This window comes from Massilia sp. S19_KUP03_FR1 (assembly GCF_036688685.1).
Taxonomy (GTDB): Bacteria; Pseudomonadota; Gammaproteobacteria; order Burkholderiales; family Burkholderiaceae_D; genus JALYUM01.
Genome location: NZ_JAQQPS010000022.1, coordinates 1 through 18,572, shown reverse-complemented (window position 1 = coordinate 18,572; position 18,572 = coordinate 1). Strand labels below are relative to the sequence as shown.

Genomic DNA, 18,572 nt, shown 5'->3' with positions numbered 1-18,572 from the left:
GTATAGCGCTGTCAACGCGGTTTTACCCAGTTCATTTCCACGATTCCCGCGCCGCGCGTGGTTTTTCGCCCGGCGTTCAGTTCGCCAGAGCGGCACGACTGCCGGGACGTCCCGGACACTTTTTTGCGCCAGCGCGCGTGCACGCCGCCGCCGCTTCCAGTTGTGCCTTTTCTTCAGCGTGCGCGCTGTCATGAATGATGATCGCGGAGAGCAGGGCGACATCGGTATCCGCGTCGGCATCGGCTTGCAAGGGACCACTCCCAGGCTTGTGCTGGCGCACAGCCGCCACGGGGCGCGGGGCAGGGCGCGCTGCGCTTGCCGCCGGCGCGGCGACCAGACTGGCGCGGACTGCGGGCCTGGCTGGCACGGGCGCCGCCGTCGACGCCAGCCCGGCTGTCCTGGGAGGTGCTGACGTCAGCGCTTTGCCGGCAGTCGCTTCATGGCGAGGGAGTAAAACGAGAGGCGGCAGCGGCGCCCCGGCGCTGGCTTGCGGGGCAACGGGCACTGGCGGTGGCGTTTCCGGCACCTGCACGAGCGCCGGCCCCAGGATGGATGCCGGAGCCGGCATGGCCGGCGCGCTTACCGCGGCGCCACTGTCAGGAACGCGCGTCATGGGGACGACGCGCACGGTGCTGGCATTGTCGTACGCCGTCCAGGCCAGCACGATAATGAGCAACAGCACCAGCGACGCCGCGGCCGCATACCAGGCCGCACGGCTGCGGTTGCCCGACGCATGTCGGGCGGAATCACGTTCGAGCCGTTCGAGGATATTGTCATCGCCGCCGACATGGCGACGCGCGCCGGACAGCAGATTGGGGCGCGTGGAGCCATGTTGATTTTCGTCTGATGGGCGCACGGTGTTACTCCTAATATTGGGCGTGGAAGTTCCGATTAGAAACAATCTGGAGATTCGGATGCTGATTTTTCTCGCCCTTCTTTATCTTTCTGTGGCTTGTACGGGAATCTGGCTGGCATTTTTCCCTTCCGGACGTGATGCCGTTGCAAATGTGCTGCAACTGTGGCGACGCCGGACCGGCCAGCAGGTCACGCAATGGCGCTGGCAAAATGCGCGCCGGGTCAGCAATGCACGCGCCGATGCGCACCAGTTGGTGCACGCGCAGCTGTCCTTTTTGCAGCGTAAGTGGAAGTATCTCGCGCTGGCTGCGCCGCTGATCGTGGTGCCCGTTGTACTGGCCCTGGTGATTGGCAAGCGCAGCGGCTTGCCGGCCTACCAGGCCGTCGAGCCCTTGCCGGACGCGCAGATCGCCGCCTTGCTCAAGGGCGAACAGCTGGTACCGCCGACGGCCTTGCCACCGCTGGCATTCAGCACCCAGGAAGTGGAACTGGTGCGTCCGATGCTGGCCAGCGCGAGCCGCAACTGGGGCTTGCTGCATCCGGACTTCAGCCAGCGCCTGCTGCTGGTGTTCAAGATCATGAAAGAAAAGCATGGCTACGACATGGCCATCCTCGAGGGCTACCGCAGCCCGGCGCGCCAGGACCTGTTGGCCAGCATGGGCAGCCAGGTAACCAACGCGCGCGCGTTCCAGAGCTGGCACCAGTATGGCCTGGCCGCCGACTGCGCGTTCGTGCGCGACGGCAAGCTGGTGATTTCGGAAAAGGACCCGTGGGCGATGCGCGGCTATCAATTGTATGGCGAGGTGGCCGAATCGCTGGGTATGAACTGGGGTGGCCGCTGGAAAATGATGGATTTCGGCCATGCCGAACTGCGCATGCGGGGCGTGATGCCGCACGCGGCGGCGCCGGGCTGACCCAGTCTGGAAGGATTGCGTTCGATCAAATTTGGCGTTGGGAAACAGTGCCAACATTGCCCGCAGGACTTTTCTGAAACCTCCTGTGAGCGCTCCCATGATGTCTCGAATCTGGCAATTCCTGACCAACAGCCGCGTGTTGGGCGTGCTCGGTCTGGCCGCGTTGGCGGCCTTTTTATTCCTCGGCGCTGAAAGCCTCGAGCTGGCCGCGAAGTGGGCGCTGCTTGCGGCATTGGCGCTGGCCGTGGGCGCGGGCCTGTTCTGGCTAGTACGGCGCTGGTGGCGCGGGCGCGGCGCGGATCGGCTGGCCGATGCGCTGGTGGACGGTGCGCCTGGCGACAACGATGGCGGCAACCTGCGTCCGTCGTCCATGCGCAACGACGTGGCCGTGCTGCGCAAAGGGATGCTTGAAGCGATCACGACCATTAAAACCTCCAAAATCGGGTTGACGCGGGGCGCAGCGGCCTTGTACGAACTGCCTTGGTATATGGTGATCGGCAACCCGGCCGCAGGCAAAAGTAGCGCCATCGGCAGCTCCGGCCTGACGTTTCCGATTCCCGGCAGCAGGGCGGTGCAGGGCGTGGGCGGCACCCGCAACTGCGACTGGTTTTTTACCACCGACGGCATTCTGCTCGACACGGCCGGGCGCTATTCGGTGTTGGATGGCGACCGCGAGGAATGGTTCAGTTTTCTCGAGCTGCTCAAGCGCCATCGCAAACGCGCGCCCATCAATGGCATCCTGATTGCAGTGAGCGTGGCCGAATTGGCCAAAGGTGCGCCGGAAGCATCGATGGAGCTGGCAAAAAACCTGCGCACGCGCGTGCAGGAACTGACCGAACGCCTTGGCGTGTACGCACCGGTCTACGTGATTTTCACCAAGGTCGATCTGGTGGCCGGCTTTGCCGACTTTTTTCACGATGCCGATCCGGCCGAGCGAGAGCGCACCTGGGGCGCGACCTTGCGCTACAACCGGCGCAGCACCAGCGTTGACGTACTCGGTTTTTTCGACCAGCACTTTGAGGAACTGCACGATGGCCTCAAGGAGATGAGCCTGGCCAGCATGGCCGGCAACCGCAGCGCGCGCATGCGCCCGGGTGTGTTCACATTTCCGCTCGAGTTCGCCACATTGAAGCAGCCGCTGCGCGCGTTTCTGGCCACCTTGTTCGAAGAAAACACGTACCAGTTCAAGCCGGTCTTTCGCGGCTTCTATTTCACTAGCGCCTTGCAGGAAGGGGCAGTCGAAAACCTCGCCAGCGCCCGCGTGGCAACCCGCTTCGACCTGAAGCTGCAGGAAAGCCGTGCTGGCGAAGCAGGCGAACAGTCCGGCTACTTTTTGCTCGACCTGTTTCGCAAGGTGATCTTTGCCGACAAGGACCTGGTCAAGCGCTACGCCAGTCCAACCTCGACGCGCCTGAAATACACGGCGTTTTTTGCCGCGACCATTCTGCTTGGCTGCGCCTTGGGCGGCTGGAGCTGGTCGTACATCAGCAACCGCCAGCTGGTCGCCAACGTCAAGGCCGATCTCGACAAGGTCGTGAAGCTGCAGCAAAAGCGCTTCGATCTGCAGTCGCGCCTGGAGGGGCTCGACGTGCTGCAGGACCGCATCGTGCAGCTGGACCAATACCACGCCGAGCGTCCGCTGATGCTGCGTTTCGGCCTGTACCAGGGCGATGCGCTCGAACGCAAGCTGCGCGACGAGTATTTCGCCGGCGTGCGCGAAGTGATGGCGCAGCCGGTCGCCGGCGCGCTCGAAGCCGTGCTGGCCGAACTGATCGCCAATCCGGCCCAGCTCGACGCGTCGGCCGGCGCCACGCCGGCCAGCATCACCGACAGCTACAACGCGCTGAAAACTTACCTGATGTTGGGCGACAAGACGCGCGCCGAGCAGGGCCACCTGAACGACCAGCTGACCCGCTACTGGCGCGGCTGGCTCGACGTGAACCGCGGCACCATGCCGCGCGAGCAGATGATCCGCAGTGCCGAGCGCCTGCTGACGTTTCACCTGTCGCACATCGACGACCCGGCCTGGCCGCAGCTGCCGCTAAAACTGAGCCTGCTCGATGGCGCGCGCGAAAACCTGCGGCGCGTGGTGCGCGGCACGCCGGCCCGGGAACGCGTCTACGGCGACATCAAGGCGCGCGCCGCCACCCGCTTTCCGATGATGACGGTGGCGCGCATCGTCGGCGAACAGGACCAGGGTCTGGTCAATGGCAGCCACGCCATCAGCGGCGCTTTTACGCGCGACGCGTGGGAACAGTACGTGGCGCAGGCGGTGCGCAACGCCGCCAACGGCGAATTGCGCAGCAGCGACTGGGTCCTCAAAACCGCTTCGCGCGACGACCTGACGCTCGAAGGCAGCCCGGAGCAGATCCAGAAAAACCTCACCGACTTGTATAAAGCGGAATATGCGCGCGAATGGTCGAAGTTCGTGCAGGGCGTCTCGATCAGCGACCTGGCCGGTTTCGATGCCAGCGTGCAGGCCATGAACCGGCTGGGCGACACCCAGGCCTCGCCAATCGCCAAGCTCCTCAAAACGATTTACCAGGAAACCTCATGGGACAACACGGGGGCGCCGGCACGGGCAGAGATGGGCGCGGTCAAGAAGGGCGCATTGGCGTGGTTCAAAGAAACGGTGCTGCGCCGTGCACCGAGCGAAGCGCGGACGGTCGTGGACGCAGTCGATCCGGCCCGTAGTAACGCCGCTGCGGCGCCCGGCGCGCAGGGCGTGATCGGGCGTGAGTTCACCGGCGTGGCGCGCCTGGTCAGCCTGCGTGACAGGGATGCGTCGCTGATGACCGGCTACCTCGATGCGCTGGGTCGCCTGCGCACGCGCCTGAATCAGCTCAAGAACCAGGGCGACCCGGGACCGGGCGCGAAGCAGTTCATGCAGCAGACGCTGGAAGGCAGTGGCTCCGAACTGGCCGACGCCCTGAAGTACGTCGACGAGCAGATGCTGACCGGGATGGCCGACGCCCAGAAACAGGTTCTGCGCCCGCTGCTGGTGCGTCCGCTGATGCAGACGTTTTCAATGATCGTGCTGCCGTCGGAGTCCGAAATCAACAAGACCTGGCAGGTGCAGGTGGTCGAACCGTTCCACAAGAACCTGGCCGACAAATATCCGTTTGCGCCTGGCTCGAAAGTCGAAGCGACCAACGCGGAGATCGGCCAGGTGTTCGGTCCCGACGGCGTGGTCGCCAAATTCGTCACAAGCTCGATGGGACCGCTGGTGGTGCGGCGCGGCGATGTGCTGGCCGCGCGCACCTGGGCCGATATTGGCATCACGCTGGCGCCGCAGGCGGTTGCCAGCTTCCCGAGCTGGATCGCGCCGCTGTCGGCGAATGGCGTGGCCGCATCCAGCGGTCCGCAAACGGTGTTCCAGCTGCAGGCCCTGCCGGCGCCCGGCACCACCGAGTACACGGTCGAAATCGACGGCCAGCAGCTGCGCTACCGGAATACGCCGCCGGTGTGGACGAATATGGTCCATCCCGGCCCGCAAGGCGCACCTGGCGCGAAAGTGAGCGCCGTCACGTTCGACGGGCGCACGGTGGAACTGTTCAACGAGCCGGGCCAGTTCGGCCTGCAGCGGCTGATCGAAAGCGCGGCCAAGACGCGCAAGGGCGAGCGCTGGTTCGAGCTGCGCTGGAATGTCGCCGGCGTCGCCGTGGCGGTGGAACTGAAGATCGTCAGCGACGCCTCCAGCAACGGCAATGGCAGCAGTTCGCCGCAAGGCAAAGGCTTTGCCGGCCTGCGCCTGCCGGATGCGATCGTCGGGCGTGTCCTGGTGGCGCCGGGCACCCCGGCAGTGGCCACGCTGGCCGGGGGCACGCCATGATGCGCGCGCCGGCGCCCGAGCAGATCGGTTACTTCGGAAAATTGCCGGCCTGCGCCGATTTCGTCAAGGAGGTGCACGACCTGGCGGCGGTCGAAGTGCTCGATGAATGGATGGCCAGCGTGATGCGCCAGCTGCCGGCCAGTGCGCGCTGGAAGATCAATTACGACGCCATGGCGCCGGTCAGCTTCGCCTTCCTCGGTGCGGCGCGGCATCACGCCCTGGCCGGGCACCTGGTCGCCAGCCATGATTTGTCCGGCCGGCGCTTTCCATTCCTGCTGATGCGCAGCCTCGACGTGCCGGATCCGGCCGCCTTCGTGGTGGGGGCGCCGCTCGCTTGCGCAGCCTTGTGGGATTACAGCGCAATGGCGGCGGACCAGCTGCTGGCCAGCCGCGACCCGTCCGCGATGCTGCACGCGATACCGGCGGCCCAGGTGCCGGTCGACGGCGTGGCCGCGGCCGATGCGCTGGCGTGCTTCATGGAGACCGCCACCATCGGTGCGCTGGGCGGCCTGCTGCGCCAGTCGGGCGCGCCGTTCGATTGCGCGCGCCTGATCCTGGCCCTGGGCCTGGTGCTGCAACCGGTGATGCACAGCCGCAGCGCGGACTTGAACAAAAGTCTGGTGCTGCCGCTGCCGCGCGATCCGGCCCAGCGCCATCGCGTGGCTGCATTCTGGCTGGCGCTGACGGCGCCGTTCCTGCGCCAGCCCGCGGTCGACCTGGCGATATTTTTCACCTGCATCGATGACAGTCCGGTGCTGGTACTGGCCGCCTGCGACGCTGCAGCCGAAACGCTGGGCGCCATCATCGACCCGCTGGCCGCGGCTGAGCAGCAAATTCGCTTTGCCGATACCGGCTGGGTCGACCACCAGCTGCGCCAGGACGTCGACGCGCGCACGCTGGCCAGCTACCTCGCCGGGCCACAGCTGACCCTGAATATGGCGCGTGAACTTTTCCTGCAAACGTTTATTGGAGCTGCCCCGTGAAAGCCATCGTCCTCTGCACCTGCCTGCTGGCCGCAACCGTAGCGGTCGCCCACGCGCAGGCGCCTGCCGTGCCCGAAGCGCCTATCGTCGTCAGCGGCACGCTGGCCGACGAAGCCTCCAAGGCGGCGCTGCTGGCGCGCCTGCGCGAAGTCTACGGCGCCAACCGCGTGGTCGACCAGCTGGCCGTCGGCACGGTCGCGGTGCCGGCCAACTGGAACGCGTATTTGCACAAGCTGATCACGCCGAATTTAAAGATGGTCACGCGTGGCCAGCTGAAGGTTGACGGCAATGTGGTCAGCCTGCGCGGCGACGTCGCCGACGACGCGCAGCGCCAGCAAATCGCCAACGACATCGCCACCACGCTCAATCCCACCTACACCGTCAACAACGGGCTGCGCGTGGTGGTCGCGGAGCAGGCGGTGCTCGACACGGCGCTGGGCAACCGCATCATCGAGTTCGAATCGGGCAAGGCTGCCTTGACGGAATCGGGCAAGGCCATCCTCGACCAGATGAGCGTGGCGCTGCTGAAGCTCAAAAACAAGAAGGTGGAAGTGATCGGACACACCGACAACGCCGGTTCGCGCGCGGGTAACCTGTCGCTCAGCCAGGCGCGCGCCGATGCAGTGAAAAATTATGTCGCCGGGCGCGGCGTGGCACTGGATGCGATTGCCGTTTCCGGTGAAGGACCGGACCGGCCGGTGGCGGACAACCGCACTGCCGAGGGCCGGGCCCGTAACCGCCGCATCGAATTCAAGGTCATTCAGTAAGCAGCGGTTTTACGGCAGTGTGATAGTCACGTTCGCCGCGCGCGGCGGCAGCTTGATCAGGTCGTTGTAAGCCGCCAGCGTGGTCAATGTATCGTGTTCCAGGGTGGCGCGAAAGCCCAGATACGCGCCCAGTCCCGCCACCGAGAAGACCCCTGCCAGCACCCATAGCGACAGGTCGCTGCGCAGCTTGTTGGCGACCTGGTCGGGCCGGTCGGCGTGCGGTGCGAAGCCGCGGCTCTTGCCGCGCATGCGCGCGATCTCGTCGCCCAGGCGGGCGCTGAGGTAGTTCAGCCTGTCGTCGCCGTCGAGCGCGTAGCGGCCCTGGAATCCCAGCAGCAGGCACATATGGAATACCTCCAGTGCCTGCAGATGTGCGCTGCCGCGCGCGCGCAGCTCTTCCAGCCGGTCAAAAAAGTGTTCGCCGGCCAGCTGATCGCCGAAGATGCGCAGCTGCAGCGGCCGCGTTTCCCATGCATCGCGCAGGTCGAACTGCGAGCGCAGGATGATTTCATCGACCGCTGCGCAGAATGCATATTTGGCGGCAGTGACGTCGTCGACATGGATGCTGGCGGCTTTGGCATTGCGATCGATGTCAGCGAGGAACTGGTTGATGTGGCCGGTGAAGCCGGCCTGGTCCCGGGGGCAGCAGCCGTTCTTCAGCAGGAACAGGGCGTAGAAGCCTTCGTACATCATGTCGACCAGGCTGCCCGGTCCGGCGCAGCGGGCGCTGGCGCTGGCGGGGGCGTCACGGCGATCGATGGGCGTGCTCAGTGAGCTCATTGGGAGATCGCAATCAGGTCAAGTTTAAGGTCGCGCAGGCCGGCCGGAACGTAGAGCGACATCGCCTGCGCTTTGAGCATGTTCTCGTACAGCGTGCCGCGGCTGTCGAGCACAAAGTAATAGGTATCGGGCCGCACCGGCAGCGCGGCCGGTACCTGCGGCGCGTGCACCAGTTTCACGCCGGGCAGGGCGGAGAGAACCAGCCGATCGACGTCTTCCGGCGCGCCCAGCTTGAACTGGAGCGGCACGATCTCCACCAGTTTCAGTGCCGGCAGGTCGGCAGAAACGGCCAGGTACAGGACCGTTTGCGTGTTGATCTTGCCCGAGTCGAGCGTGCCGAGGTAATACGGCGGGCGGTCGTTGGACAGCGCAATCGAAAAGTATTTTGACGAAATCACGGTATCGAGCAGGTCGCGGATCATGTGGTCCATGCGGAAAAACGCCGGCCCCGGATCGTCGTGCCGGTAAGCCGGCAGCTCCTCCAACCGGTAGCTGCGCGAGTACGTCATCAAGCCGCCCGCCAGGTGCAGCAGCTGCTCGAACAGGCGCTCCGGATGCAGGTCGGCCTGGTTGTACAGGTGCGACAGCGCCGCGTAACCGGTGCTGGCCGTGTGCAGCAGCCAGAACGACGAGACATCGCCGCCGCGCAGTTCGACCACATTTTTACTCGGTTCGCGATGGTGGCCGTAAAGTGCATTCACCTTGGCCAGCATCTTTTCCATCAGGCGCGCCAGTTGCAGACGCATCCCCGGCGCCGCCTCGAGCGATACGCAGGGTGGGACAAACGAAGGATCCGGCTCGAAGCCGCCGGTGGCCATGCGGCGCAAGCGCAATAGTGGAAAACTGATGAATGCATCGAGTGCGTCGGCGTCGGCGACCAGGTGCAAGGTCTTGGTGAGGAAGGTCACCGGGGCGTCGGCGGCGCGGCTGAACATGTCCTGCGTTTCGTGTTCATCCTGGGCGAACCGGGTGTCGCTCGCGTTGCCGCCGCGCGGTGCACAATTCTCGCCGTGGGTCTTGATGGCGGGCAGGGCGGCATGGAAGGTCACCGTCTGGACGCCGGCCGCAAGCTGGTCGAGGCGCACTTGCGGCGGTAGCGTGTCGCCGTCCGGCGCATGGTACACCTCGCCATCCGGGAAGATGACCGACAGCGCCAGCACCCGCAGGGTATCGCTGCGCAAGGCTTCCAGGTCGAGCACGAGCTTGCGCACGCCCCAGCCGTACGGGTGCAGCGCACTGGCGGTCTGGTGCAATCGCGCCTCGTGGTAGCGGTCCTGCTGCTGGAAATGCTGGGGGCGCAGGAACAGGCCCTCGCCCCACATGACTTTTAATGGCGTATTCATGGCACCTCGAGATGTTGGATTATTGGCAGCGCACGCCATCCGGCAAGGCCAGCTTCGGCGGGTGCGCCTTGGCCCCTGCGCCAGACGCCAGCGAACAGGCATACAGGCCGACCGTCACGCCGACCGGCTCGGCCTCGGCGGCTGTGTAGGCCAGGCGCCAGCGTTGCGGCGCCGGTTTGTTGAACAGGGCGACAATGCCGATGTAGCCGGCCTCGCGGCTGACCTTTTCCTGCACTTCGTATTTCTGGCCGGGTACCAGCGTGATTTCCTTCACTTCCAGCAGGTCGGCGCCAAACGCGGCCTGTTCCGCCTGGGGCGATAAAAACGCCGCATACGGCGCCGACTCGAACGCGGCCGACTGGCGCAGCTTGTACACGCGCGCGACCAGGGCCAGCGAGTGGCCGCGTGCATCGGTATTGAGTTTGTTGGCTGCGTGCAGGCGAACGCTGACGGTGCGCGCCGGTTTTTGCGCATCGGCAAGTTCCGGCGCTTTGCCCATGCCACCGCAGGCCGCGAGCAAGGCAACGCTGGTCAGCAGGGCCAGATAATTTGCTCTCATGGAATTCCTTTCCTTTCGTAAATTATTCACAGCGCCCATTTAACGGGATGTACAACGTTGATATCTGCGCCTGCACAAGCTTTCGAGCATCGGTCGCGAAAGTAACAGGAACTAAACTGGAGTTGACTCTGCGCAATTGACGAAAAAAAGCTTGCCGAATAATGGCGTCTGTTTTTAGCCACCGGAGAGAGCGATGAAGTTCCACTGCATTTTGCCTAGCCTTGTTTGCGTTGCCATGCTGAGCGCGTGTGCGACGTCCCCTACGCCTGCGGACACACCGGTCGCCAGGACGGTCAGCATCAAGGCCGCCATGGCCGAAGCGAATGCCGCCGCGCTGTCCGGCCATCCCGACAAGGCCTACGCCCTGCTGAAACAGGCCAGCGCCACCTACCCGGCCGACAAGGCGCCATGGGTGCGCATGGCCCAGATGCGCTTCGACAGCAACAACTACGGCGAGGCGATCGTCAACGCCCTCGAAGCTCTGCACCGCGACCCGGACGACACGCTGGCCAACAGCGTGGTGGCAGTCAGCGGGCTGCGCCTGTCGAGCAAGGCGCTGGCCGACCTGACCCGCAAGAACAACCTGTCGGGCACGGTGCGCACGGAAGCGCAGGACCTGGCAAGGCTGTTGCGCAACAGCCTCGGCGAAGAGATCCTGGTACCGGCGGTTCGTCCGGCGCCGCGCGTTGTGCCGGTCAAACCGAAAGCGAGCACCGCGACCACGGCGACGGCGACGACAGCGGCAGCTACAAACGCCAAGCCGAGCGGCGATCCATTCAGCGCGCTCAAATAATTTCAGCAATTTCTCCGGGAGTGGACATGGCAAAAAATGACAGCGTGCAGAAGCGCCTGCAAAAAGTGCGCGCCCCGCGCGTGCAGATGACCTACGACGTGGAAATCGGCGACGCGATCGAAAACAAGGAACTGCCCTTTGTGGTGGGCGTCGTCGGTGACTTCGGCGCCGATCCGGCCAGCGAAAAAAAGCGCCTGAAGGACCGCAACTTCGTCAATATCGATTCCGACAATTTCGACGAAGTGCTCGGTGGTATCGCACCGGTGGCCGCGTTCAAGGTGGACAACCACCTGAGCGGGGAGGGTGGCCAGTTCGGCGTCGAGCTGCAGTTTCGCCAGATGGCGGACTTCCGTCCGGAAGCGGTGGTGCAGCAGGTGGCGCCGTTGAAAGGCCTGCTCGATGCGCGCACCCGGCTGGCCGACCTGCGCAACAAGCTGGCCGGCAACGACCTGCTCGACGACATCCTCAGCGAAGTGCTGGGCAACACCGAAAAACTGGCCAGCTTGCGCCGTGCCGGCAAGGAGGACTGACATGGACGCCATCCTGGAACAGGCGCACGCACCCGCCGCCATCGAACTCGACACCAGCCTGCTCGACCAGATCGTCGAAGACAGCCGTGTGGCGAAATCCAACAGCGAGCATGCGCGCGCCCGCGACATCATCTCGGAGCTGGTCACGCAGGTGATGGCAGGCACCGTGGTCATGTCGAACAATCTGTCGGCCACGCTCGACGCGCGCCTGGCGGAACTGGACCGCATGATTTCGACGCAGCTCTCGGCCATCATGCATGCACCGGCATTTCAAAAGCTTGAACGCAGCTGGACCGGCCTGCACTACCTGGTGCGCAACTCCACCACCAGCGCCGGCCAGCAGATCCGCATGCTCAATGCCACCAAGCGCGAACTGGTCAAGGATTTTCAGGCCGCGATGGAATTCGACCAGAGCACGCTGTTCAAAAAAGTGTACGAAGAAGAATTCGGCACCTTCGGCGGCGCACCCTACGGCACCCTGATCGGCGACTTCGAAATGACGCGCCAGCCGGAAGACGTGTACTTCCTCGAGCAGATGTCGCACGTGGCCGCCGCCAGCCACGCGCCGTTCATCACCTCATGCGATCCGGAGCTGTTCAGCGTCGACAGCTTCAGCGACCTGGGCAAGGCACGCGATCTGGCCAAGATTTTCGATACTGTCGAATACGCCAAGTGGAAAGCCTTCCGCGACTCGGAAGATGCGCGCTACGTCGGCCTGACCGTGCCGCGCTTCCTGGGCCGCCTGCCGTTCAACCCGATCGACGGCAGCACCACCGAAGGTTTTAATTTCATCGAAGACGTGGATGGCAAGGACAACCAAAAATACCTGTGGTGCAACGCGGCCTATGCTTTCGGCACCAAGTTGATGCGCGCATTCGAAGACTATGGCTGGTGCGCGGCCATTCGCGGCGTCGAGGGCGGCGGCCTGGTCGAAAACCTGCCCACGCACACCTTCAAGACCGACGAAGGCGAAGTCGCGCTGAAATGCCCGACCGAGCTGTCGATCACCGACCGGCGCGAAAAGGAATTGTCGGACCTCGGTTTTATCTCGCTGGTGCATTGCAAGAACACCTCGTACGCCGCATTTTTCGGCGCCCAGTCGGCGCAGCGCGCCCGCAAATACAGCACCGACGCGGCCAATGCCAACGCCGTGCTGTCGTCGCAACTGCAATACATCTATGCGGTCTCGCGCATTGCCCACTACATGAAAGCGATGATGCGCGACAAGATCGGCAGCTTTGCCGCGGCGGTCAACGTGGAAGACTACCTGAACCGTTGGCTGACCCAGTACGTGCTGCTCGACGATAACGCCAGCCAGGAGCAAAAGGCCCAGTTTCCCCTGCGCGAAGCCAGTGTGCAGGTATCCGAAGTGCCGGGCCGGCCGGGCGTGTACCGCGCGGTGTCGTTCCTGCGTCCGCATTTCCAGCTCGACGAGCTGTCCGTTTCGCTCCGACTGGTCGCGGAGTTGCCGCAATCGACCAAATCCTGATGTTTTTTAACCTAACTGGAGCAAGACATGGCAATTGACGTATATCTGCAAATTGATGGTATCAAGGGCGAGTCGGCCGACGACAAGCACCGCGACTGGATCGAGTGCAAATCCGTGTCGTGGGGTGTTTCGCAGCCAAAATCGGCGACGGCATCGACCGGCGGTGGTCACACCGCCGAGCGCTGCGAGCACTCCGAAATATCCCTCAACAAGCTGGCCGACCTGGCCACGCCGCTGCTGCTGCAAACCTGCTCGTCGGGCAAAACCATCCCCAAGGCCAAGTTCGAATTCATGCGCGCCGACGGCCAGGGTGAACGCATCAAGTACTTTGAAATCGAAATCGAGAACGTCCTCATCGGCGAAGTCACACCGATGGTGACCGAAGGCGACATCCTCAACGAAAGCGTCGGCCTGAAATTCTCGAAGATCAAGTGGAAGTACACCCAGCAGAAAGTCACCGGCGGCGCCGGCGGCAACACGTCCGGCGGCTGGGACCTGTCCACCAACAAGATCGTCTAACAGCACGCAGCGCTCAAGCGACCCGACCGCGGCCATGCGCCGCGGTTTTCTTTGGAGAGTGGCATGAAAGGCAATGTGCCCGGTCTGTTGGACCGCCTGATGGACCCGCGCCACCAGGCCAGCGGCGGCGTCCTGCCGCGCATGAGCATCGAGCAGCTCAAGGACAGCATCGCCCGTGATCTCGAAGCGCTCCTGAACACCCGGCTGGCCTTGCCGAAAGAGACCTTCGACCAGTATCCCGAGGCGAAACAATCGGTTCTCAATTATGGCCTGATCGACTTCGCCGGCTACTGCCTGTCGAGCACAGAGGAGCGTGCGCAGATCTGTGCCAGCCTGGTCGAGGCGGTGGTCGCGCACGAGCCGCGCTTGTCCGGCGTCTGCGCCGCGCTGGAACAGGAGCCGGGCAGCGTGAACCGGCTCAATTTCGTCATCAACGGCACGCTCGAGCTCGAATCGGGGGCCGAGCCGGTCAACTTCAATGCGGTGCTGCAGCCGTCGTCGCTGCACTACGCCATCAGCCGCGGCGCGCGCGCCACGCGCGCATAACATCACTTGAGGAGCATATGGATATCAACCTGAAAACCCTGATCGGCAAGTTGAACGACACCACCCGTGCGGCTGCGACCCGCGCCGCTTCGCTGTGCGTCGGCATGGGCCAGTACGAAGTCGACATCGAGCACCTGTTCCTGGCGCTGCTGGAGCAACCGAAGTGCGATCTGGCGGTGGCCGCGCGCGCTTGCGGCATCAGCGTGACGGCGTTGGAGGCGGACCTGCGCCGCGAAGTCGAGCACCTCGCCAGCGGCAGCACGCGCACGCCGGTGTTTTCGCGCCACCTGCCGCTGCTGCTGGAACACGCCTGGCTGATCGCCTCGCTCGGCACGGCCGGCCCGAACCAGATCCGCAGCGGCCACCTGCTGCTGGCGCTGCTAACCGAGCCGGCACTGGCGCAGCTGGCCCAGCGCGGCTCGACCCTGTTCGCCGAATTTCCACTCGATCGCCTGAAGCACGATTTCGACAAACTGATGCGCGGCTCGCAGGAGTCGCCCGTGACGGCGCCGGTACAGGACCGTGGCGCCGACCCCGTCACGCAATTGCAGGCCGGCTTGACAACGCCGGCCCTGGACCAGTTCACCACTTGCCTGACCGCGCGCGCCCGCGCGGGCCAGGTCGACCCAGTGATCGGGCGCGATGGCGAGATCCGCCAGGCCATCGACATCCTGATGCGGCGGCGCCAGAACAACCCGATCCTCACCGGCGAGGCCGGCGTCGGCAAGACCGCCGTGGTGGAAGGACTGGCGCTGCGCATCGCCAGCGGCGACGTGCCGGAAGTACTGCGCGGCGTCGAGATCCACACCCTCGACATGGGCCTGCTGCAGGCCGGCGCCAGCGTGAAAGGCGAATTTGAAAGCCGCCTGAAAAACGTCATCGACGAAGTGAAAAAAAGCCCGCACGCGATCATTCTTTTCATCGACGAAGCGCACACCATGATCGGCGCCGGCGGCGCGGCGGGTCAGAACGACGCGGCCAATTTGTTGAAGCCGGCACTGGCGCGCGGCGAACTGCGCACGATTGCCGCGACCACCTGGGGCGAGTACAAAAAATATTTTGAAAAGGATGCCGCGCTCGCGCGCCGCTTCCAGGTGGTGAAGGTCGAGGAGCCCGATGAAGCGACCGCCTGCGCCATGCTGCGCGCGATGGCGCCGTTAATGGAAGCCCATTTCAATGTGCGCATTTACGACGACGCGATCACGGAATCGGTGCGCCTGTCGCACAGGTTTATCAGCGGCCGCCAGCTACCCGACAAGGCCATCAGCGTGCTCGATACCGCCTGCGCCAAGGTGGCGCTGGGCCAGAGTGCGACGCCGGCGCTGATCGAAATGTGCACGCGCCGCCTTGAACAGATCGATGCGCAGGTGGCAAGCCTGATGCGTGAGCAAAGCGCCGGCATGGAGCATGGCGAACGGCTCGCCGCGCTTGGCAGCGAACGCGCCATGGCCCTCGACGACCAGGCCCACCAGCAGCAGCGCTGGGAGAAGGAACAGGCGCTCTGCGTCGAGATCGGGCTCCTGCGCACCGCCCTCGAAAACGGTGACGCCAAAGGCGACACCGCATCGCTGCGCGACCTGCTCGCCAGATTGCGCGAGGTGCAGGGCGAAGCGCCGCTGGTGCCCGTGCAGGTCGACGGCCACACGGTCGCCGACATCGTCGCCGGCTGGACCGGCATCCCGCTGGGCCGCATGGTCAAGGACGAGGTGCGCACCGTGATGCAGTTGCAGCCGTTGCTGGAAGAGCGCATCCTCGGCCAGCCCCACGCGATGCAGGCGGTGGCCCAGCGCGTGCGCACGGCGCGGGCCAACCTGGATGATCCGAACAAGCCGAAAGGCGTGTTCCTGTTCGTCGGCACCTCGGGTGTCGGCAAGACCGAGACCGCGCTGGCACTGGCCGAGCTGCTGTATGGCGGCGAACGCAAACGCATCACGATCAATATGAGCGAATACCAGGAAGCGCACAGTGTCTCCGGCCTGAAAGGTTCGCCGCCGGGCTACGTTGGCTATGGCGAGGGCGGCGTGCTGACCGAAGCGGTGCGCCGCAATCCGTACAGCGTGGTGCTGCTCGACGAAGTGGAAAAGGCCCATCCCGACGTGCTCGAACTGTTTTACCAGGTGTTCGACAAGGGCGTGCTGGACGACGCCGAAGGCCGCACCATCGATTTTCGCAACACCATCATTATCCTGACGTCGAACGTGGCCTCGGCCCAGATGATGCAGGCGTGCCTGAACAAGACCGTGGCGGAACTGCCGCGACCCGACCAGTTGGCCGAATTGATCCGCCCGCAGCTGGTCAAGCATTTCAAGCCGGCGTTCCTGGGCCGCCTGGTGGTGGTGCCGTTCTACCCGATCCGCGACGAGGTGCTGGCCAATATCATCCGCCTGAAACTCGATAAAATCGCGCGCCGCATCCTCGACAATCACAAGGCCGGCTTTGTCTACGATGACGCGCTGGTGGCGGCCGTACTGGCGCGCTGCACCGAAGTCGATTCGGGGGCGCGCAACGTCGACACGATCCTCAATGGCACGCTGCTGCCGGAGATTGCCGACTCGGTACTGGCGCGGCTGGCCGAAGGCGCGCCGATTTCCCGCATCAAGGTCGGCGCCACCCGCGCCGGCAAATTCAAGTACGCCATCGAGCCAGCCTAAGGAGACTGTCATGCTCAACCTCGAAGAATTACTGGCGCCGATCAGCGCCGACCAGCCCTGCGGCGACGACCTGGCCTTTTCGCCCGAGCTGGACGCGGTCAACCGTGCGCGCCAGGCCGACGATCCGTCGATCGACCAGGGCGCGTGGGTCACCACGCTCAAGGAAGCGGACTGGAAGTTCGTGGCCAGACAATGCGCCAGCCTGATCGCGCAGCGCAGCAAGGACCTGCAGCTGGCGGTCTGGCTGGTGGAGGCGAGCGCGAAGACGCAAGGCATGCGCGGCCTGGCCGACAGCCTGGTCGTGCTGGCCGAACTGTGCGAGCGCTTCTGGGACCATCTGTATCCGACGCTCGACGACGGTGTCGAACAACGCATCGGCAACCTGTCCTGGATCGCCGCGCGCGCGCCGCAGCTGATGCTCGAAATGCCCGTGACGGAAGATGGCGCCTTTTCAATGCAGCGCGTGGCCGGCGCGAATGCAGCGGGGCTTGAGGCCACCAGCGCGCTCGACACGGCGCGCCGGCGCAGCTCGCGCGCATTCGCCGCGGCGCTGTTGCAGGACTGCGAACTGTGCGAGGCCGCGCTGAGCCGGCTGGAAGCCGTGATCGATGCGCGCTTGCCCGACGACGGTCCCGGTTTGACGGCCGCGAAAGCAGCCCTTCAGACGGTGCTGCATTTTGTGCGCCAGCTGGCGGGTGGGCCTGCTGCCGCCGCCGGGCCGGCCGCAGCGACAACCGTATCCGAGCCGGCCCACACAGTCGAGGGCACCACGCAGGGTCGCGCCCAGGCGCTGGCGCAGCTGCGCGCGGTGGCCGATTTCTTCCGCCGCACCGAGCCGCATAGCCCGGTCGCCTACCTGGCCGACAAGGCCGCGCACTGGGGCGAACAGCCCCTGCACGTCTGGCTGCGCGCGGTGGTCAAGGACGACGCCGCGTTCGCGCAGTTCGAAGATCTGCTCGGTTTGCAGAGCGAGGCACCATGAAAAAGCCGGTCATCGCGACCGGCTTTGTTTTGCTCACCTCACCATGCCTGTCAGGATTCGTCAGCCGGCTTTTCTGCCGGCTTGCTGCCGGGCGCAACCTGCGCCGTGGCCTTGGCGATCTGCTGCTCGACTACCTCGACCGCCTGGCGCGTCGCCTGTGTCACTTTTTCGTAGCCCTGGAACGCATTGTCGATGGCCGACTTGATGATCTCGACCGCGTTTTCCTGGCCCGGCTTGACGTTTTGCGTGACATCGTAGATCAGGGCCGTGAGCGTGCTTTTCGCTTCGGCCACGTGGGCGTCTGCGGCCTGGCGGAAATCTTTCTGGATGTCGTCGATGATGACCTTCAACTGGCTGTTGTACTGCACCGCACCCGCCATATCCGGCTTGATCTGTGCCGCTGCCGCCATCGCCGCTTTCGGGTCCTGCGCAGCTTGCGCGCCTGCGCTCATCGTACCTTCGAACGCCTTCTTGGCGGTGGCCATGTTCAGGTTGACCACTTGCTCGACGCCTTGCACCGCCTTGCTCGTCAGTGCATTGAACGTCTGCATCTGGAGATCGAACAGGGTCTTGGTGGCGGCAGCGAATTGTTCAGGGTTGGTAAACATCGATTTTCTCCTCAGATTTGTCGTGCGGATGGGACCTTCGTGTTTTTATGTCTGACCTATTATTTAACAACGATACGTTTCTCGCAACGACTATCGCTAAACGGGCCGGCCGCCTTTTCCCAGCCCGGTCCGAGCGGCGTTTGCGAACACGTCTGCTTGCCGTCCACCTTGCTGCGCCATTGATACCAGGGCGCCGGTGCGGCATGGAGTTGAACCGACATCAGCATGCCGGCGAGGAGGGGAGCGAGAAACATCATCGGACTGAGCATAACCGTTCAAACGGCGCGCACAAAGAAAAACGCCGTAATCTCTTTTCAAAGATTACGGCGTTTCGCTTACATATTCGGTAGTTGGTGCCCACGGAGGGACTCGAACCCCCACACCCGAAGGCACATGGACCTGAACCATGCGCGTCTACCAA

General features: G+C 64.4%; 17 protein-coding genes. 11 read left to right on the top strand and 6 right to left on the bottom strand.

What is annotated here, in order from left to right:
• Positions 1 to 76: 76 nt before the first annotated feature.
• Positions 77 to 856, bottom strand: a complete 780-nt coding sequence (locus V6M87_RS21585) for a hypothetical protein (protein ID WP_332878727.1) — start codon at positions 854 to 856, stop codon at positions 77 to 79.
• A 58-nt stretch (positions 857 to 914) separates the two neighbouring features.
• On the opposite strand from V6M87_RS21585, the gene V6M87_RS21580 reads away from it, so the two are divergent.
• The 4 genes from V6M87_RS21580 to V6M87_RS21565 all read left to right on the top strand — a co-directional run bounded on the left by V6M87_RS21580 (position 915) and on the right by V6M87_RS21565 (position 7,351).
• Positions 915 to 1,769 (top strand): M15 family metallopeptidase, encoded by an 855-nt coding sequence (locus tag V6M87_RS21580; protein WP_332878726.1) that lies wholly within the window; start codon positions 915 to 917, stop codon positions 1,767 to 1,769.
• Between the two features lie 100 nt (positions 1,770 to 1,869).
• Positions 1,870 to 5,601 (top strand): type VI secretion system membrane subunit TssM, encoded by a 3,732-nt coding sequence (tssM, locus tag V6M87_RS21575; RefSeq protein ID WP_332878806.1) that lies wholly within the window; start codon positions 1,870 to 1,872, stop codon positions 5,599 to 5,601.
• Positions 5,598 to 6,584: a type VI secretion system-associated protein TagF gene (tagF, locus tag V6M87_RS21570; protein ID WP_332878725.1), complete on the top strand. Its 987-nt coding sequence runs from the start codon at positions 5,598 to 5,600 to the stop codon at positions 6,582 to 6,584. The genes tssM and tagF overlap by 4 nt, the downstream gene beginning before the upstream one ends.
• Positions 6,581 to 7,351, top strand: coding sequence for an OmpA family protein (locus tag V6M87_RS21565; protein ID WP_442920625.1), 771 nt, complete (start codon positions 6,581 to 6,583; stop codon positions 7,349 to 7,351). The genes tagF and V6M87_RS21565 overlap by 4 nt, the downstream gene beginning before the upstream one ends.
• A 9-nt stretch (positions 7,352 to 7,360) precedes the next feature.
• On the opposite strand, the gene icmH is transcribed toward V6M87_RS21565, so the two are convergent.
• From icmH to tssJ, 3 genes are read right to left on the bottom strand one after another with little or no spacing between them, the layout of a single operon-like run.
• A complete protein-coding gene (icmH, locus tag V6M87_RS21560) occupies positions 7,361 to 8,131 on the bottom strand; it encodes a type IVB secretion system protein IcmH/DotU (protein WP_332878724.1) in 771 nt (256 codons plus the stop codon).
• Positions 8,128 to 9,474 carry a type VI secretion system baseplate subunit TssK gene (gene tssK / locus V6M87_RS21555; RefSeq protein ID WP_332878723.1) on the bottom strand — a complete coding sequence of 449 codons (1,347 nt, stop codon included), beginning with the start codon at positions 9,472 to 9,474 and terminating at the stop codon, positions 8,128 to 8,130. Before tssK ends, icmH begins: the two co-directional genes overlap by 4 nt.
• Positions 9,475 to 9,493: 19 nt before the next feature.
• Positions 9,494 to 10,033: a type VI secretion system lipoprotein TssJ gene (gene tssJ / locus V6M87_RS21550; RefSeq protein WP_332878722.1), complete on the bottom strand. Its 540-nt coding sequence runs from the start codon at positions 10,031 to 10,033 to the stop codon at positions 9,494 to 9,496.
• A gap of 235 nt (positions 10,034 to 10,268) precedes the next feature.
• Between tssJ and V6M87_RS21545 the strand changes: the two genes are divergently transcribed.
• The 7 genes from V6M87_RS21545 to tssA all read left to right on the top strand — a co-directional run bounded on the left by V6M87_RS21545 (position 10,269) and on the right by tssA (position 17,543).
• Positions 10,269 to 10,826, top strand: a complete 558-nt coding sequence (locus V6M87_RS21545; RefSeq protein WP_332878721.1) for a tetratricopeptide repeat protein — start codon at positions 10,269 to 10,271, stop codon at positions 10,824 to 10,826.
• A 26-nt stretch (positions 10,827 to 10,852) separates the two neighbouring features.
• On the top strand, positions 10,853 to 11,356 hold the full coding sequence (tssB, locus tag V6M87_RS21540) for a type VI secretion system contractile sheath small subunit (protein ID WP_332878720.1): 504 nt from the start codon (positions 10,853 to 10,855) through the stop codon (positions 11,354 to 11,356).
• Position 11,357: 1 nt separating this feature from the next.
• A complete protein-coding gene (gene tssC, locus V6M87_RS21535) occupies positions 11,358 to 12,845 on the top strand; it encodes a type VI secretion system contractile sheath large subunit (protein WP_332878719.1) in 1,488 nt (495 codons plus the stop codon).
• 27 nt (positions 12,846 to 12,872) lie between these two features.
• Positions 12,873 to 13,364, top strand: a complete 492-nt coding sequence (locus V6M87_RS21530) for an Hcp family type VI secretion system effector (protein ID WP_332878718.1) — start codon at positions 12,873 to 12,875, stop codon at positions 13,362 to 13,364.
• A gap of 63 nt (positions 13,365 to 13,427) precedes the next feature.
• Positions 13,428 to 13,910, top strand: coding sequence for a type VI secretion system baseplate subunit TssE (gene tssE / locus V6M87_RS21525; RefSeq protein ID WP_332878717.1), 483 nt, complete (start codon positions 13,428 to 13,430; stop codon positions 13,908 to 13,910).
• Between the two features lie 17 nt (positions 13,911 to 13,927).
• The gene (gene tssH / locus V6M87_RS21520; protein ID WP_332878716.1) at positions 13,928 to 16,561 is read left to right on the top strand and encodes a type VI secretion system ATPase TssH; all 2,634 of its coding nucleotides are present in this window, start codon (positions 13,928 to 13,930) and stop codon (positions 16,559 to 16,561) included.
• A gap of 10 nt (positions 16,562 to 16,571) precedes the next feature.
• Positions 16,572 to 17,543 carry a type VI secretion system protein TssA gene (gene tssA / locus V6M87_RS21515; protein WP_332878715.1) on the top strand — a complete coding sequence of 324 codons (972 nt, stop codon included), beginning with the start codon at positions 16,572 to 16,574 and terminating at the stop codon, positions 17,541 to 17,543.
• Positions 17,544 to 17,593: 50 nt separating this feature from the next.
• Here tssA and V6M87_RS21510 read toward each other — a convergent pair whose 3' ends face one another.
• Positions 17,594 to 18,151: a phasin family protein gene (locus V6M87_RS21510; protein WP_332878714.1), complete on the bottom strand. Its 558-nt coding sequence runs from the start codon at positions 18,149 to 18,151 to the stop codon at positions 17,594 to 17,596.
• Between the two features lie 59 nt (positions 18,152 to 18,210).
• Complete coding sequence (locus tag V6M87_RS21505) at positions 18,211 to 18,420, bottom strand: hypothetical protein (RefSeq protein WP_332878713.1); 210 nt, start codon at positions 18,418 to 18,420, stop codon at positions 18,211 to 18,213.
• Between the last annotated feature and the right edge of the window lie 152 nt (positions 18,421 to 18,572).

What these genes read in the sequence shown, in the direction of transcription:
- V6M87_RS21580 (WP_332878726.1), top strand. Translation starts at nt 915, where the DNA reads ATGCTGATTTTTCTCGCCCTTCTTTATCTTTCTGTGGCTTGTACGGGA.
- tssM (WP_332878806.1), top strand. Translation starts at nt 1,870, where the DNA reads ATGTCTCGAATCTGGCAATTCCTGACCAACAGCCGCGTGTTGGGCGTG.
- tagF (WP_332878725.1), top strand. Translation starts at nt 5,598, where the DNA reads ATGATGCGCGCGCCGGCGCCCGAGCAGATCGGTTACTTCGGAAAATTG.
- icmH (WP_332878724.1), bottom strand. Translation starts at nt 8,131, where the DNA reads ATGAGCTCACTGAGCACGCCCATCGATCGCCGTGACGCCCCCGCCAGC.
- tssK (WP_332878723.1), bottom strand. Translation starts at nt 9,474, where the DNA reads ATGAATACGCCATTAAAAGTCATGTGGGGCGAGGGCCTGTTCCTGCGC.
- tssJ (WP_332878722.1), bottom strand. Translation starts at nt 10,033, where the DNA reads ATGAGAGCAAATTATCTGGCCCTGCTGACCAGCGTTGCCTTGCTCGCG.
- V6M87_RS21545 (WP_332878721.1), top strand. Translation starts at nt 10,269, where the DNA reads ATGCTGAGCGCGTGTGCGACGTCCCCTACGCCTGCGGACACACCGGTC.
- tssB (WP_332878720.1), top strand. Translation starts at nt 10,853, where the DNA reads ATGGCAAAAAATGACAGCGTGCAGAAGCGCCTGCAAAAAGTGCGCGCC.
- tssC (WP_332878719.1), top strand. Translation starts at nt 11,358, where the DNA reads ATGGACGCCATCCTGGAACAGGCGCACGCACCCGCCGCCATCGAACTC.
- V6M87_RS21530 (WP_332878718.1), top strand. Translation starts at nt 12,873, where the DNA reads ATGGCAATTGACGTATATCTGCAAATTGATGGTATCAAGGGCGAGTCG.
- tssE (WP_332878717.1), top strand. Translation starts at nt 13,428, where the DNA reads ATGAAAGGCAATGTGCCCGGTCTGTTGGACCGCCTGATGGACCCGCGC.
- tssH (WP_332878716.1), top strand. Translation starts at nt 13,928, where the DNA reads ATGGATATCAACCTGAAAACCCTGATCGGCAAGTTGAACGACACCACC.
- tssA (WP_332878715.1), top strand. Translation starts at nt 16,572, where the DNA reads ATGCTCAACCTCGAAGAATTACTGGCGCCGATCAGCGCCGACCAGCCC.
- V6M87_RS21510 (WP_332878714.1), bottom strand. Translation starts at nt 18,151, where the DNA reads ATGTTTACCAACCCTGAACAATTCGCTGCCGCCACCAAGACCCTGTTC.
- V6M87_RS21505 (WP_332878713.1), bottom strand. Translation starts at nt 18,420, where the DNA reads ATGCTCAGTCCGATGATGTTTCTCGCTCCCCTCCTCGCCGGCATGCTG.